Source organism: Streptomyces xiaopingdaonensis (assembly GCF_000262345.1).
Classification (GTDB): domain Bacteria; phylum Actinomycetota; class Actinomycetes; order Streptomycetales; family Streptomycetaceae; genus Streptomyces; species Streptomyces xiaopingdaonensis.
In genome coordinates this window covers 1-14516 of record NZ_AJTQ01000036.1, presented here as the reverse complement: position 1 = coordinate 14516, position 14516 = coordinate 1, and the positions used below count along the sequence as shown (strand labels likewise).

Genomic DNA, 14516 nt, shown 5'->3' with positions numbered 1-14516 from the left:
GGGGGCGGGACGTTCAGGCCGAGCCAGAGGCCGACGATGCGGATGACGAAGCAGACGCCTACGGCCACCAGCGCGGCCGGGATGCCGTAGATGCCCGTCTCGACAGTGGCGACGGTGATCGCGGCGCCCACCAGAGCCGGGACTGCGTACAGCCCGCTACGCAGCACCGACGGGATGCGCCCGATGAGGACGTCCCGGGTCGTACCCCCTCCCACTGCGGTCACGACGCCGAGCAGCAGCGCCGGCCCGATCCCCAGACCGAACCCCAGCGCCTTGCTCGAACCGATGACCGCGAACGTGCTCAGCCCGACTGCGTCGAGTACCTCGATCGGGATGCCCAGCCGCTCCAGGCGCCTGCTGAGTGCGAACGCGATCAACCCGCCGGCAGCGGCGAGTAGGAAGTAGAGCCAATCGCGGAAGGTGGCCGGCGGCACCTCCCCGATGATGAGGTCGCGGATGACGCCACCGGTCAACGCCGTGATCATGCCGAGGGCGACGACACCGAACCCGTCGAGCCGCGTGGCCCGGACCGCTGTCAACGCGCCGTTGAGCCCGAAGGCGAAGGTGCCCGTCAGATCCAGCGCGTACAGCAGCGGTGGCTCCGCCGTCACGTCGGTCACGTGGCGCGCCCGCCGCGGGCGCGTTTCACGGGCCCCATACCGTCACCGCCTTTCGGAGTGCACCGGCCCGATTCCCACTCCCCACGAACGCGGCGACAGCGCCCTGAACGCATCGCCCGAAGGCCACGACCTTCTCACCCCTCCGTCCCCGCGTACTCCAGTGCCGCCACCACCAGCGCCTGCACACCCGTGTCCAGGGTGGGCTGGCGGACCGGGGCGAAGTCGGGGCTGTGGTTGACCGGGATGTCCTGGTCGACCGTGCCCCGCTCGGCCGCCGTCCGGTACGTGTCCGGGTCGATGCCGCCGAGGCCTCAGTACGTGAACGGCGTGCCGAGCGCATGCGGGATGTCGCTGAAGTCCTCGCTGGCGGTCTGCAGGTCGATCGTGTCGGCGCCGTCGAAATGCGCGGCGAAGGCTTTGGAAACGCGCTCGGTGACGCAGGCGTCGTTCACGGTGGGCGGAAACCGGCTGATCTCCTCGAACTCCGGCTCGCCCGTCGCCTCGGAAGCCTCGCACTCGGCCCTGACGATCCGCCGGACGGAGCCCAGGACATGCTGCCGGGTGCCGTCGTCGTATGTCCGGACGTTGAGCTGGATCTCGGCGGTGTCCGGGATGACGTTGCCGGACGTACCGGAGTTGATCGCCCCCACCGTCAGGACGCCCGGCGTGGTGGCGGCGAGTTCGCGGGAGACGATCGTCTGGAGCCGTACGACGGTCATGGCGGCCATAACCACCGGGTCGACGGCTGCCTGCGGTGCGGAGCCGTGGGCGCCCCGCCCGTGCAGGGTGACGCGCAGGGTGTCGGCGGCGGACAGGAACGGGCCGGAACGGGTGCCCACGTAGCCGGCAGGATAGGGCAGGACGTGCTGGGCGAGGGCGACGTCCGGCTTCGGGACGAGGTCGGCGAGGCCGCCGTCGACCATGGCGCCCGCACCGTTCCCCGTCTCCTCGGCGGGCTGGAACAGCGCGACGAGCGTGCCGGCCCAGGAGCCCGTGCGCTCCGACAGCAGGCGGACGGCCCCCAGCAGACAGGTGACATGCATGTCGTGGCCACACGCGTGCGCGACCGGCACGGTGGTGCCCGAGGCGTCCTGCACGGTGACCGTGCTCGCGTACGGCAGTCCGGTGTCCTCCTTGACGGGAAGGGCGTCCATGTCCGCGCGCAGCAGGACGACGGGCCCTTCACCGTTGTGGAGGACACCGACGACGCCGGTGCCGCCGACCCCGGTGTGCGTCTCATAACCCCACGACCTCAGCCGGTCGGCCACCTTGCCCGCCGTGCGGTGCTCCTGGTGGCTGAGCTCGGGGTGGGCATGCAGATCCTCGTAGATGTCCTCCAGGTCGGAGCGGATGTCCCCCAGACCCCGCAGGACTTCGGCGGCTGCTCGATTGCCGGTACTGGCGCTGCTCCGGGTCCGGGTGTCGGTCATGGTCGTCGGCCCTCGTTTCCCTCGCCCCCTGGCTGCCCGTCCCCTACCTATCCCCGCACACCTCGACGACTTCGGCGAGCCGGTGGGCAGCGGCGCCGTCGTCGCTCAGCGTTCGACCGTGCGGGAGGTCGTGCGGTGTTGGTGTTGACGCCGAAGCGGGGACAGCCGCCCCGCCCCCTTGACGCCGTCCTTTCCCTTCAGCCCTGCTCGGCCGCGAGAATCTCGGCTGCCCGCTCGCCGACCACCACGGAAGGGGCCATGGTGTTGGCGACCGTCACATGGGGCAGCACCGAGGCGTCGGCGACACGGAGGCCCTCGATGCCCCGCACCCTCAGCCTCCCGTCCACCACGGCTCCCTCGTCACGCCCCATCCGGGACGTACCGCTCTGGTGCCAGAAGGTTTCCGCGGCGTTCCGCACGAACGCCTCCACCGTGTCCTTCACGGAGGACGCCGGAGACGCCTCCCGCTCGACGAACGGGCGGAGCGCCGCGGAGTTGCCGATCTCCCGGGCCATGGCCACAGCGGACAGAGCCGAGCGCACGTCGTCGGGGTCGGCAAGGAAGTTCGTCTCGATGCGCGGTCCGGCCATCGGGTCCGTGCTCGCCAGACGGACCCGGCCGCGGCTGCCGCGGCGCAGGCGCATGGCAGGCATCAGCGTGAAGCACCGCTCCGGCGGCGGGTACTGCGCCGCGCTCTCGGGGGAGACGGACGGCGCCGGCGAGAGGTACATGACGAACTCCGGTGCGCCCGGCCGGGTTTCGTCCTGCCAGAGGCAGACGGCCTGGCTGCGTGTGGGTACCGGCAGCGGCGCGTCCGTCGCCTCCCACACGCAGGGCAGGCGTACGTGGTCGTCGAGGTTGCGGCCGACGCCGGGCAGGTGCTGGACCACCGGAATGCCCAGGTTCCGCAGTTCGTCCCCGTCCCCGATCCCGGACCGCATGAGTACGGCCGGAGTGCCGAGCGCGCCCAGCGACAGCACCACCTCTTGCGACGCGTTGACGCGCAGCGGCTTGCCGTCGCGCACGATCTCGACGCCGTGGGCCCGGCCCGCGGAGAGCAGGACACGGGAGACCGTCGTGTGCGGGAATACCGTGAGGTTCGACTGCCCCGCACGGTCGGCGACGTAGCGGCGGAAGGGGGTCTGCCGGACACCGTCGTGGATGTTCTCGTCCCGCACGGCGCAACCGGAGTCCGCCTCCATCAGGGCGCCGTTGGCGCTGTCGAACCGGGACATGCCGGTGGCCTCGGCACCGTCGAGGAAGGCGGTGAACAGGGGGTGCACGTCCTGCGACGGCCGTATGCGCATCGGCCCGCCGGTGCCCCGCCGCGCGGGGTCGGGAGCGCCCTGCCAGTCCTCTGTGCCGCGGTAGTGCTCCAGTACGTGCGCGTAGCCCCACGCGGGATCGCCCGTTGCCTCGGCGTAGGAGTCCCAGTCGCTCCGGTGGCCGCGGGCCCACACACCCGCGTTGACGGCGCCTCCCCCGCCCAACCCGCGGCCTGTGGCGTAGGCGAGCCGGCGCCCGTTCAGATGCTGGTTCGGCTCCGTTACGTGGCCCCAGGTCCGCTCGGTGCCGAGGTTGGCCGGCCAGAGGTCGGGGTCGCGTACGCGCTCGTCATCGTCGTCGCCGCCGCTCTCGACGAGCAGTACCGTGACGGCCGGATCGGCCGCGAGCCTGCCGGCGAGAACGGAACCGGACGGACCGGCGCCGCACACGACGTAGTCGAACGTGGCGTCTTCGTCCGTGCAGTCGGCGCGTGCCAACCGATGCGAGGTCGTGGAAGCCGCGGCATCGGCCTGTCCGGGGTGGTTGCTCATTCCCGTCGCTCCCTGGGAGTAGTCCGGTATTGGACGTACGGCGGCACGGTCCCGCCTTTTGCAACGGACATTCAGGAGCGGTGGGCCCAAGGGATGGATTCCAGCAGGCGCTCCAGCCGCAGTTCGCCTTCGCGCGTCTGGCCACCGTGGTCCATCAGCACGCGGAGCCGGTGGACGACATCGCCCGGGGAGGGGTACACCTTTGCGTGGGCGGCCGCCTCCTCGGCCAGACCCGGCACCGGGCCGCTCGCTTCGGCCGCGTCCAGCGCCTCCTTCGCGGCGGCGGCCACGCCCTCGGGCAGAACGGCGATGCGGCGGGCGAAGGCGTCGACGAACGCGTCGAGGTGCTCGTCCGGCACCGCGCGGTTGATCCACCCGTAGCGCTCGGCGACAGAGGTGTCGAACAACTCGGCCCCCAGCACGATCTCCAGGGCACGGGCCCGGCCGACCAGCCGGTTGAGGTACTGGGTGCCGCCCCCGCCGGGGAAGATGCCCATCAGCGACTCCGGGTGCGAGAGCCAGGTCCGGTCCGCTGCGGCGAACCGCATGTCCGCGGCCGTCGCCAGCTCGGCGCCGCCCGCGCGGGCATAGCCGCGCAGCTTCGCGATCGTCACCTGCGGCAGCGTGCGCACCCGCTCGTTGAGCTGCTGCAGCGGGTTGAGGGCCGGGTCGGCTTCCGGATCGGCCAGGGCCATGAGGGTGCTCGGATCGAAGGACCACGCGAAGTCCGCGTGAGCGGAGAAGAACTCGGGGTCGGCCGACTGGAAGACGATCACGGCGACGTCCTCGTCGGACGCCACCTCGTCCGCGAACGCCTTGAGGTCGCCGGCCAGCGTGGCGTCGACGGTGTTCACCGGCGGGTTGTCGATGGTCACCCAGGCGATCCGGTCCTCCGCACGGACCACCAGGGACTTGTAACCGCTGTAGCTCATCGCTGCACTCCTCCGGGCGGGTGCGCCGACACGATTGCTCGACGTTTTTTAGTGGGCGTTACAGAAAGAGAGTAGCACGTTCTTTAACGTGCGCTAAACTTTGGCTCATGACAGGCAGACCGAGGACGTTCGACAAGGACGCGGTGCTCAGGGCGGCGATGCGCGCATTCTGGGAGCGCGGATACGAGGGGGTGAGCGTCGCGCAGGTGTGCGAGGAGGCGGGGATCGCCGCACCGAGCCTGTACGCCGCCTTCGGCGACAAGAAGGCGCTGTTCGAGAAGGCGTGCGCGCTCTACACCGAACACCTCGACGACGATCTGGAGCGCGACCTGTCGGCCCCCACGGCACGTGAGGCGATCGAACGCCTGCTGCGGTCCTCGGCCGAGCACTTCTCCGCACCCGGGCAGCCCCCCGGCTGCCTCGTCATGGGCGAGCCGCGGCTCGCCGAACGGCGCGCCAAGACGCGCGACACGATCCGGGCACGTCTGCATCGGGCCGCCGCCGAGGGAGAACTCGCGTCGACCGCCGAGGCCGACGGCGTAGCCGCGTTCGTCGACACGGTACTGGCCGGCATGGCCGCCCTGGCTCGCGACGGCGCCGACCGGGCCCGACTCCTGGACGCCGCCCGTCACGCGGCCCGGGCCTGGCCCGCCCAACGCTCCTCCCAGGTTGCGACGGAGGGGTTGTGGGTCGAGTAGACCGGTCGTATAGTCCTGGGTGTCGGACCGTCGGACACCGAACTCCCGGAAGGGGCAAGGGACATGGGACGCATCAAGGTCGGCACGGAGAACAGCACCGACATCGAACTGCACTACGAGGACAAAGGGACGGGGCAGCCGGTCGTCCTCATCCACGGCTACCCCTTGGACGGCAACTCCTGGGAGGGCCAGATCCCGGCCCTGCTGGACGCCGGCCACCGGGTCATCACCTACGACCGGCGCGGCTTCGGCAAGTCCAGCCAGCCCGCCACCGGTTACGACTACGACACGTTCGCCGCCGACCTGAACACCGTCATGGAGACCCTCGACCTGCACGACGCGGTCCTGGTCGGCTTCTCGATGGGCACCGGCGAAGTCGCCCGCTACCTGTCCGTCTACGGCTCGGGCCGAGTGGCCAAGGCCGCGTTCCTCGCGTCGCTGGAACCGTACCTGGCCATCACCGACGACAATCCCGACGGCGCCGCCCCGCCCTCCTTCTTCGAGGGCGTCTCCGAGGCGGCGAAGGAGGATCGCTACGCCTTCTTCACCGGCTTCTACGCCGACTTCTTCAACCTCGACGAGAACCTGGGCACCCGGGTGAGCGAGGAAGCCGTGCGCAACGCCTGGAACGTGGCGGCCGGCGCCGGCCCGATCGCCTCGGCCGCCGCCCCGCTGACCTGGCCCACCGACTTCCGGGCCGACATCCCCCGGATCGACGTCCCCGCCCTGATCGTGCACGGCACGGGCGACCGCACCCTGCCCGTCGACGCCACCGGACGCCGCTTCGCCAAGGCCCTGCCGGCCGCCGAGTACGTCGAGATCGACGGCGCGCCCCACGGCCTGCTCACCACCCACACCGCCGAGATCAACGAGATCCTCCTCGGCTTCCTCGGCCGGTGAGACGGGGCCGCCCGGCGCCCTCCATAGACGACTGGTCTAATGGTTGATAGCGTGACGCGCATGAAAACGGTCCAGGGCGACACCCGCGAAAGCATCCTCACGGCCGCCCGGCAGATCCTCTCCCGCAAGGGATTCGCGGCGGTGGGCATCAACGAGATCCTCACCGCCGCCGGAGTCCCCAAGGGCTCCTTCTACCACTTCTTCGGCTCCAAGGACGCCTTCGGCGAAGCCGTCCTGCGGGCCTACTACACCGATTACCTGGCGGAGATGGACCGCATCCTCGCCGAACCCGGGCTGACCTCGGCACAGCGGCTGATGAACTACTGGCAGTACTGGCGCGAGACGCAGAGCGCCGACGAGTGCCAGGGCAAGTGCCTGACCGTGAAACTCAGCGCGGAGGTCTCCGACCTGTCCGAAGCGATGCGGCTCGCCCTCAAGGAGGGCACATTCGCCATGCTCGACCGGCTGGAACGTACGCTCACCGCCGGCCTGGAGGACGGCTCCCTCGCGATTGACGGCACCGCCCGCGACACCGCGCAGACCCTCTACGACATGTGGCTCGGGGCGAGCCTCCTCGTCAAGATCAACCGCGACGACGCCCCCTTCGACACCACGATGACGGCCACCCGTCAGGTACTGCACCTGTAGCGACAACCGGCCCCGGGGCTTCTCGCCCCGGTCGCACCGTATCCGTTGTTAGACGACCGGTCTACTAACAGACCAGAGCAGGAAGTGTCCCTCGTGAAGGTCCTCATCGTTCTCACCTCGCACGACGAACTCGGCACCACAGGCCGCAGGACAGGCTTCTGGCTGGAGGAACTCGCCGCCCCCTACCACCGTTTCAAGGACGCCGGCGCCGAAGTCGTCCTCGCCTCGCCCGAGGGAGGCAGGCCCCCGCTGGACCCCAAGAGCAACGAACCCGCCTTCCAGACCGACGACACCCACCGCTTCGAGGCCGATCCGGAAGCCATGGCCGCCCTCGCCGACACCGCCCGGCTCGACTCCGTCTCCGCCGACGACTTCGACACCGTCTTCTACGCCGGCGGTCACGGCCCCCTGTGGGATCTGGCCGAAGACGCCGACTCCGTCCGACTCATCGAGACCATCGTCCGCGCGGGCAAGCCCCTCGCCCTGGTCTGCCACGCACCCGGCGCCCTGCGCCACGCCACCGGCCCCGACGGCACCCCTCTGGTCAGCGGCCGGAAGGTCACCGGCTTCACCAACGGCGAGGAAGCCGCCGTCGGCCTGACCGACATCGTCCCCTTCCTCGTCGAGGACGAACTCAAGCAGCTCGGCGGCGACTACTCCAAGGTCGGCGACTGGGAGCCCTACATCGTCACCGACGGCCTCCTCCTCACCGGCCAGAACCCGGCCTCCTCCGGACCCGCCGCCGATGCCCTCCTCGAGCTCGTCACCGGAGCCAACAAGTCCCGCGCATGACGCGCACCGCGACCAGAAGCTCAACCGGCACGGCAACCAGCACGGCCGGACGCACCGACGAGTGGCCGGCCGGGTCGGGCCCGCCGCACATCCCCGCCACACCGACCAAGGAGAGAGACACCGATGAAGGTCTTCATCGTGGGCATCGCCGGCGGCATCGGCAGCCGCCTGGCCCGTCTGCTGACCGCCACCGGCGACCAGGTCGACGGGCTCTACCGCCGCTCCGAACAGGGCCGACACCTCGAAACCCACGGCATCCACGCCACCCACGGCGACCTCACCCGTCTCGATGCCCCTGCTCTCGCCGCCCTCCTCCACGGCACCGACGTCCTCGTCTTCACCGCAGGAGCCGGCGGCAAGAACGGCACTGGAGCCACCACCGCCACCGACGGCACCGGTCTCACCACCGCCGTCGAAGCAGCCCGCCTCACCGGCACACGTCGCCTGCTGCTCGTCTCCGTATTCCCCGAGGCCTGGCGCCACCGCGATGTCTCCGACACCTTCGAGCACTACATCGACGTCAAGAAGAGGGCAGACGCCGAACTCGCCGCCACCGACCTCGACTGGACCATCCTGCGCCCCGCCGCCCTCACCGACGAACCGGGCACCGGCCACATCAGCCTCTCCCCCGCCCTGGTCCACACCGACATCACCCGCGACGACGTCGCGGCCACCCTCGCCGAACTCGTCCACGCCCCACGGATCCCCCACCAGATCCTCGAACTCACCCAAGGCCCCGAACCGATCACCGACGCCGTCCACCGACAGACGCACGACCTGCCCACAGGTGGGCGACCGTGACCCTGACGAACGGTGTCGCCCTCCACGAGGTCTCACCGTGGCCGGGACACAGCTCGATCAAGATCACGGTCGATCAGTACGGCCGTCTGCCGCTGGTCGGCCTGCGGTGCTGCCACCAGGTCGTGGAGGACGCCTTCGCCGGCTACCTGCTCCGGCCGGTCAGCACAGCCCGTACTCCCGCAGGACCCGGTGCTGACCTGGTGTTGGGTCGACCGGGAAGTACACGTAGCAGACCCCGCCCGAACCGCTCGCCTCCTTGCCTTCCGCGTCGTAGCGCTTGGTGCGGAGCCAGATGTTCTCGAACTGCCGGCGGTTGTAGACGTGGCGGACGGACGGGTTGTCGGGGGAGGCGGGGTCGTTGGCGATGACGTCGCCGTTCCCGGTGAAGCCGATGACGGTCATGAGGTGGCCTGCCGTGCCGTAGCCGGCGCCGTCGAGTTCCGATTCGAGGAAGGACTGGGAGGTGATGAGGGGGATGCCGGCGACGACGAAGCGTTCGGCGTCGGTGAGGGTTTCCAGGCGGGTGACGGCGGCCTGCATGTCGGGGTAGGTGGCGGCGTAGGCGCCGTTGAAGGGCCAGTTGCCGCAGCCCTCGTACTGGTAGTCGAAGGTGTGGCGGGCCGCGTGGCAGACCTGGGGGTCGGCGAAGTCGGGGTCGACCCAGGCGAGGTCCTCCTCGGTGGGCTTGCGGCCCCAGTACTCGATGATCATTTGCGAGGAGGTGGGGCTGCACCATGCCTCGCCTCCGTTGTCGTACTCGGGGTACTGGCCCTTGTGGATCTCCTGCGAGTAGCGCGGGACGTCGAGTTCGACACCGGCCGCCGGGCCGGGGGACGAGGCGGGGACCTCGAAGCGGTCGGGGACGTCGGAGGCGAGGACGCCGGTGCGCCAGACCGTCGGCGTCGCGGTGGTGCCCTGCGCCCGGTAGAGGGTGACGCGCAGGCGGTAGGCGGTGAAGCGGAGCCCCGAGTCGGCGTCCGCGATGGCGAGTGTGTCGGTGTAGACGGTGGACTTGCCGTCCTCCTGGTCGTCGACGGAGGTGCGGCGGGGGACGTCGTCGCCGTCGCCCGAGGTCCAGACGCCGAGCGTGTACCAGGGCGACTCGGTGCCGTCGGAGTAGGAGGCCGCGAGTTCGACGCGGACCCAGGTGCCCTCGGGGGTGTCGGCGTTCCAGGAGGCGATCAACTCGGTTGCGGGGACGGTGGGTCGGGTCTCGGTGCTCGTCCAGGTCGCGTACTCCCAGGTGGCCGTGGTGCCGGTGTGGGGGTCGCGGTAGTCGGCCGTGCCTGCCGGGTCCGCGAGGACGACGCCGGGGCGGCTGCCGTCCGCGGGTGCCGCGCCGTCGGCGGTGCCTGAGGCCCAGTCGGGTTTCGTGGACCATGCCCGCACGTGGGTGTGGTCTCCCGCGCGGCCAGGGCGCGGGCGGCGGGAGGCTCCGCTCCCGGCTGCACCGGCGCTCGGGGCGGTGGCCGCCGCTGCGGCGACGGCCACGGCGGCTGCCAGGACGGTGCGGCGCTTGGCCGGTCTGCTGATCATGGGTGTCCCCCACTCCGTGAGTCCGGGTCGATAGGCCCCTGCGTCGCGGCAGGTGCACGTCAGGTACCCAACTATTGCCGCTGTAGTGGCGCGTGGGCCAGTGGTCGAGCTTGCGGCGTGTCCGCGCGGTGCGGTGCTCGTCGCCGTCGGCGGTGCGGAGTGCCTCGGTAGGGTGGGCGGATGCGGCAGCACGAGCCCGGAGAGAGCCGGTGGGAGCAGTCGGCGGCGGGCAGGCCGCTGAGCCTCGACGGACTCGCGGAGCGGCTCCGGCGGCTGCCGCCCTCGTGCGGGCCCGTGCGCCTCGTCGGCGTCGACGGGCACGCCGGCTCGGGGAAGAGCACCTTCGCCGCCGTCCTCGCCGACCGGCTCGGCGGGGCGCCCGTCGTCCACCTCGACGATCTCTCCTCGCACGACGCGTTCTTCGCCTGGACGGGCCGGCTGCGCGAGCACGTCCTGGAGCCGCTCTCCCGTGCCGAGCCGGCCCGGTACGACGTCTACGACTGGGTGGGTCGGCGTTTCGTGCCGGGCGGCGAAGTCCTCCCGGCGCCCGTGGTGTTGCTGGAAGGCGTGGGCGCGGGGAGGCGCGAGGTGCGCCCCCGGCTGGCGGCGCTGGTGTGGCTGGAGCTGCCGGCGGAGGAGTCGTGGCGGCGCGGACGGGAGCGCGACGGGGAGGAGCTGGCGGGGTTCTGGAACGAGTGGGAGACGGCGGAGCGGGCGCACTTCGCCGCCGACCCTTCGCGCCCCCATGCGCAAGTCCTGGTGTTCCAGGGGCAGTACGGCCACGGGTTGCTGCCGGGGCCCGCGGGAGGGGCCTGAGCCTCACCAATCGTCACCGTAGGTAAGGGATTCGACGGCGGTGCGTGCCACTCAGCGGAAGGCTCCGGGCCTGGCTTGACCTCCGCGCCGAAGACCAATTACGTTCTCTGCAGGTGGTTTTCACGCCACCTCAGACACGAAGCCCCCGGTTGTTCCCCCGTGACCGGGGGCTTCGTTCGGCTCCAACCGGAACCTCCATGTTTCCTTTCCCTCACTCTACGTACGCGATTCACCTCCCTTGCCCCACCGTGCCCCTCCGCACCACCGTCTGCGCCACCCTTCGGTGGTGAGCGGCGCGCGGGTACGATGCGCAGTGGCGTGGAAACCCCGGGTGACGCCCGGGTCGCGGGCAGCAACTCCCGCCGGGGGTCCGGAGGTTCATCCGGCCCGCCGCCGAGGACGGGTGGGCGGCCGTCGATTGGGACGGGGGACGTTTCGTGGGGGACGTGATGGATTTCGGCACGCAGGACCCCAAGGGCCTGCACGCTCCGGCCGACCTCGCCTGGCTGCGCGGTGTCGACGCCTACACCGTCGGCGGGTACGCGCAGGCGGAGGAGGAGTTCCGCACCGCGGTACGCCTCGATTCCGGCATGGCCGACGCCTGGCTCGGTCTGCACGCGCTGCGCGCCGACACCGCGACGGCGTTGCTGCGCATGTACCACCACCGCGACCGCTTCGGCGAGCAGCGCGCCCGCCACACGCGCACCCTCAACTCCTGGTACTGGCTGGGCTGGTGGGTCCAACCGGTGCTGGAGACCGAGCGTGACCTGCTGCTGGCGCACGCCTCGCACTGGCTCGACGGACGGCACGTCGCCGAGCTCGACCTGGCGCTCGCCGAGTGCCCGCCCGTCGAGGCCGACCGGCAGGTGCGCTTCCTCCACGCATGCCGCGCCTACCTCGCCAAGGACTGGGAACGGCTCGTCCGCCACACCGAACCGCTCGTCGACGACGCCTCGTTGGGGATCGAGGCCGGCCTCTTCGCCGGTATGGCGCGGGTCCGCCTGGAGATGTACGGACAGGCCGAGCCGCTGTTGGAGACGGCGCTGATGCGCTGCCGAAGCGAGCAGCCGCAGCGGAAGGAGCTGCGGTACTGGCTCGCACGGGCCCGCGAGGGGACGGGTCGCAGCGCGGCGGCGCTCCCCCTCTACCGCGCCGTCCACCGCGTCGACCCGGCCTTCATGGACACCGCGGCGAGGCTCACCACCATCGCCGAGAGCGACGACCTCGACGGCGCCTCGGGACTGGCGGCGGCCGTCCTCGCCGGCGCCGCGGGCGGCGAGGAGAAGGGACCCGCCCGCGAGGGCGGCGAGCAACCGGAGGCCGCCGAAGGGCTCGCCGGCGAGGGCCGCCCCGCCGAGCAGCCGGAGGCCGACCCGTCGGCCCCCGTCGACCCCGACTTCGACGCGGACGCCGAGGCGCTCCGCTTGGAGGACTCCGGCGATCCGGCGGAGCCGGTCCGTGTCGACGCCGGCCCACCAAGGCTGCGCGGCACCCCGTCGGCCGAGCCGAGCGACGGCGGGCTGCCCGCGGGGCCCTCCGACCCCGTGATGCTGGAGCAGGCACTCGACGAGCTGGAGCGGATGGTCGGCCTGGAGCCGGTGAAGCGCCAAGTGCGGGCGCTCTCCGCGCAGTTGAACATGGCGCGGCTCCGGACGGGCCAGGGGCTCCCCGTGCAGCCGCCGAAGCGGCACTTCGTCTTCTCGGGCCCCTCGGGCACCGGGAAGACGACCGTGGCACGCATACTCGGGCGCGTCTTCTACGCGCTCGGGCTGCTCGGCGGTGACCACCTCGTCGAGGCCCAACGGGCCGACCTCGTCGGGGAGTTCCTCGGGCAGACCGCGGTGAAGGCGAACGAGTTGATCGACTCGGCGCTCGGCGGCGTCCTCTTCGTCGACGAGGCGTACGCCCTCTCCAACTCCGGCTACAGCAAGGGCGATGCCTACGGCGACGAGGCGCTCCAGGTGCTCCTGAAGCGGGCCGAGGACAACCGCGACCGCCTCGTGGTGATCCTCGCCGGCTATCCGGAGGGCATGGACCGCCTGCTGGGCGCCAACCCGGGGCTCTCCTCGCGTTTCACCAGCCGCGTCGACTTCCCGAGCTACCGTCCGCCCGAACTCACCTCCATCGGCGAGGTGTTGGCCGCCGCCAACGGCGACGTGTGGGACGAGGAGGCGCTGGAGGAGCTGCGGAGCATCAGCGGCCACGTCGTCGAGCAGGGCTGGATCGACGAGTTGGGCAACGGCCGCTTCCTGCGCACCCTCTACGAGAAGAGCTGCGCCTACCGGGACCTGCGCCTCACGGGGTACCCGGAGGTCCCCACGCGCGACGAACTCGCCACCCTGCGCCTACCCGACCTCATGCAGGCGTACGGCGAGGTTCTTTCGGGGCGGGGCCCGGAGGGTCCCGGCGGGGACGCGCCGCCCGGTGCGGGCTGATGGGAGGACGGTGCGCCTCGGTACGGCGGTCGACCCTTGCGTACGGCCGCTGCCGCTTCCCGAGTCGGCGCTGCAAGCCGGGCGTTGGCGATGACCCGCGCATGTCGCGCCGGATGCGGGGCATGCGAGGCAGATCCCCTCTCACGGGGCCGACATCGGATGGGGTGTGGAGATGCGGATACGTTCGACCGCGGCACGAGTGACGACCGCGGCCTCGGCGGGGCTGCTGTCGGCCGCGCTGGTGGCCGGTTGCGGCAGCGAGAGCGCCTCGGACGACGGCGCCTCTGGCGAGAGTTCGGGACCCCCGCCCGCGAAGGTCGTCGAGGCCGCAAACACGAAGACGTTGCAGGAGAAGACGGCGCACCTCTCCCTCAAGACCGTGGTCACGCAGGGCGGGCGGACGGTGAACGTCGACGGCCACGGCGTGATCGACCTCCGCGACGGCACGAGCAGCCTGGAGGTCGGCGAGGGCGGCGAGCGCCTCGAACAGCGCGTCGTCGACGAGGTGCTCTACCAGAAGCCGCCGAAGGAGGCCGCGGCCCAACTCCCCGCGGGCAAGACGTGGACGAGGATCGACGTCGGGAAGCTCGGCGCCGCGGGCGGAGGCCGACTCGGCGACCCGGCCGACACGTTGGCCTTCACCCAGGGCGTCTCGGGCGACGGCGTGAAGGAGCTCGGCCGGGAGAAGGTGGGCGGAACGCCCACCACCCACTACCGGGTGACCCTGGACATCGAGAAGCTGGCGAGGGGCGACGCGCAGCAGGAGAAGGAGCTGCGCGAGCAGCTCGGCGAGGACGTCCCCGTCGACCTGTGGACGGACGAGGACGGCGTGATGCGCCGTATGGCGACCCAGTTGACGATCGATCCGCCGAAGGAGGCGGACGCGGGTGGGAAGGCCGAGGTCAAGACGACCGTCGAACTCTCCGGCTTCGGCACGGAGGTGGACGTCGAGGCGCCGCCGGCCGCGAAGACCGAGGACGTGACGGAGGAGGTCGCGCAGGGCGGCGGCACGGCGCTCTGAGGTTGCGCCCGGCCGTCGGTGCGGGGCGCCGTGCACGCGGCACCCGCCCGCCGCCGGCGCCCTTCGTCCC

At 71.4% G+C, this 14516-nt stretch carries 12 protein-coding genes and 1 pseudogene; 8 read left to right on the top strand and 5 right to left on the bottom strand.

The genetic code is table 11. From position 1 onward, the window contains the following. The 4 genes and pseudogenes from UWG_RS0102225 to UWG_RS0102210 all read right to left on the bottom strand — a co-directional run. Window positions 1-620: trimeric intracellular cation channel family protein (locus tag UWG_RS0102225; protein WP_237719960.1), on the bottom strand; the 620-nt coding region annotated here is incomplete at its 3' end. A gap of 134 nt (window positions 621-754) precedes the next feature. Beyond that, window positions 755-2050: pseudogene (locus UWG_RS31370) on the bottom strand (amidohydrolase). A gap of 197 nt (window positions 2051-2247) precedes the next feature. Further along, on the bottom strand, window positions 2248-3867 hold the full coding sequence (locus UWG_RS29325) for a GMC family oxidoreductase (RefSeq protein WP_016905572.1): 1620 nt from the start codon (window positions 3865-3867) through the stop codon (window positions 2248-2250). A gap of 71 nt (window positions 3868-3938) precedes the next feature. Next, on the bottom strand, window positions 3939-4799 hold the full coding sequence (locus UWG_RS0102210; protein WP_016905571.1) for an enoyl-CoA hydratase/isomerase family protein: 861 nt from the start codon (window positions 4797-4799) through the stop codon (window positions 3939-3941). 107 nt (window positions 4800-4906) lie between these two features. On the opposite strand from UWG_RS0102210, the gene UWG_RS0102205 reads away from it, so the two are divergent. The 5 genes from UWG_RS0102205 to UWG_RS0102185 all read left to right on the top strand — a co-directional run bounded on the left by UWG_RS0102205 (window position 4907) and on the right by UWG_RS0102185 (window position 8638). Beyond that, a complete protein-coding gene (locus UWG_RS0102205; RefSeq protein WP_016905570.1) occupies window positions 4907-5497 on the top strand; it encodes a TetR/AcrR family transcriptional regulator in 591 nt (196 codons plus the stop codon). Window positions 5498-5560: 63 nt separating this feature from the next. Further along, the gene (locus UWG_RS0102200) at window positions 5561-6397 is read left to right on the top strand and encodes an alpha/beta fold hydrolase (protein ID WP_016905569.1); all 837 of its coding nucleotides are present in this window, start codon (window positions 5561-5563) and stop codon (window positions 6395-6397) included. Window positions 6398-6457: 60 nt separating this feature from the next. Beyond that, window positions 6458-7045, top strand: a complete 588-nt coding sequence (locus UWG_RS0102195) for a TetR/AcrR family transcriptional regulator (RefSeq protein WP_016905568.1) — start codon at window positions 6458-6460, stop codon at window positions 7043-7045. Window positions 7046-7138: 93 nt separating this feature from the next. Then, complete coding sequence (locus UWG_RS0102190) at window positions 7139-7837, top strand: type 1 glutamine amidotransferase domain-containing protein (RefSeq protein WP_016905567.1); 699 nt, start codon at window positions 7139-7141, stop codon at window positions 7835-7837. Window positions 7838-7960: 123 nt separating this feature from the next. Continuing rightward, a complete protein-coding gene (locus UWG_RS0102185) occupies window positions 7961-8638 on the top strand; it encodes an SDR family oxidoreductase (protein ID WP_016905566.1) in 678 nt (225 codons plus the stop codon). 159 nt (window positions 8639-8797) lie between these two features. Here the strand turns inward: UWG_RS0102185 and UWG_RS0102180 are convergent, their stop codons facing one another. Beyond that, on the bottom strand, window positions 8798-10174 hold the full coding sequence (locus UWG_RS0102180; RefSeq protein ID WP_016905565.1) for a peptidase C39 family protein: 1377 nt from the start codon (window positions 10172-10174) through the stop codon (window positions 8798-8800). A 180-nt stretch (window positions 10175-10354) separates the two neighbouring features. On the opposite strand from UWG_RS0102180, the gene UWG_RS0102175 reads away from it, so the two are divergent. The 3 genes from UWG_RS0102175 to UWG_RS0102165 all read left to right on the top strand — a co-directional run bounded on the left by UWG_RS0102175 (window position 10355) and on the right by UWG_RS0102165 (window position 14446). Next, window positions 10355-10990 carry a uridine kinase family protein gene (locus UWG_RS0102175; RefSeq protein ID WP_016905564.1) on the top strand — a complete coding sequence of 212 codons (636 nt, stop codon included), beginning with the start codon at window positions 10355-10357 and terminating at the stop codon, window positions 10988-10990. Window positions 10991-11439: 449 nt separating this feature from the next. Beyond that, a complete protein-coding gene (locus UWG_RS0102170; RefSeq protein ID WP_193386398.1) occupies window positions 11440-13425 on the top strand; it encodes an AAA family ATPase in 1986 nt (661 codons plus the stop codon). Window positions 13426-13597: 172 nt separating this feature from the next. Next, a complete protein-coding gene (locus UWG_RS0102165; RefSeq protein WP_237719958.1) occupies window positions 13598-14446 on the top strand; it encodes an SCO4651 family lipoprotein in 849 nt (282 codons plus the stop codon). The last annotated feature ends 70 nt before the right edge of the window (window positions 14447-14516 follow it).

Bases quoted from the DNA above. Each gene is read 5' to 3' on its own strand.
- UWG_RS0102180 (WP_016905565.1), bottom strand. From the start codon at position 10,174: ATGATCAGCAGACCGGCCAAGCGCCGCACCGTCCTGGCAGCCGCCGTG.
- UWG_RS0102165 (WP_237719958.1), top strand. From the start codon at position 13,598: ATGCGGATACGTTCGACCGCGGCACGAGTGACGACCGCGGCCTCGGCG.
- UWG_RS0102210 (WP_016905571.1), bottom strand. From the start codon at position 4,799: ATGAGCTACAGCGGTTACAAGTCCCTGGTGGTCCGTGCGGAGGACCGG.
- UWG_RS0102185 (WP_016905566.1), top strand. From the start codon at position 7,961: ATGAAGGTCTTCATCGTGGGCATCGCCGGCGGCATCGGCAGCCGCCTG.
- UWG_RS0102195 (WP_016905568.1), top strand. From the start codon at position 6,458: ATGAAAACGGTCCAGGGCGACACCCGCGAAAGCATCCTCACGGCCGCC.
- UWG_RS0102170 (WP_193386398.1), top strand. From the start codon at position 11,440: ATGGATTTCGGCACGCAGGACCCCAAGGGCCTGCACGCTCCGGCCGAC.
- UWG_RS0102200 (WP_016905569.1), top strand. From the start codon at position 5,561: ATGGGACGCATCAAGGTCGGCACGGAGAACAGCACCGACATCGAACTG.
- UWG_RS0102175 (WP_016905564.1), top strand. From the start codon at position 10,355: ATGCGGCAGCACGAGCCCGGAGAGAGCCGGTGGGAGCAGTCGGCGGCG.
- UWG_RS29325 (WP_016905572.1), bottom strand. From the start codon at position 3,867: ATGAGCAACCACCCCGGACAGGCCGATGCCGCGGCTTCCACGACCTCG.
- UWG_RS0102205 (WP_016905570.1), top strand. From the start codon at position 4,907: ATGACAGGCAGACCGAGGACGTTCGACAAGGACGCGGTGCTCAGGGCG.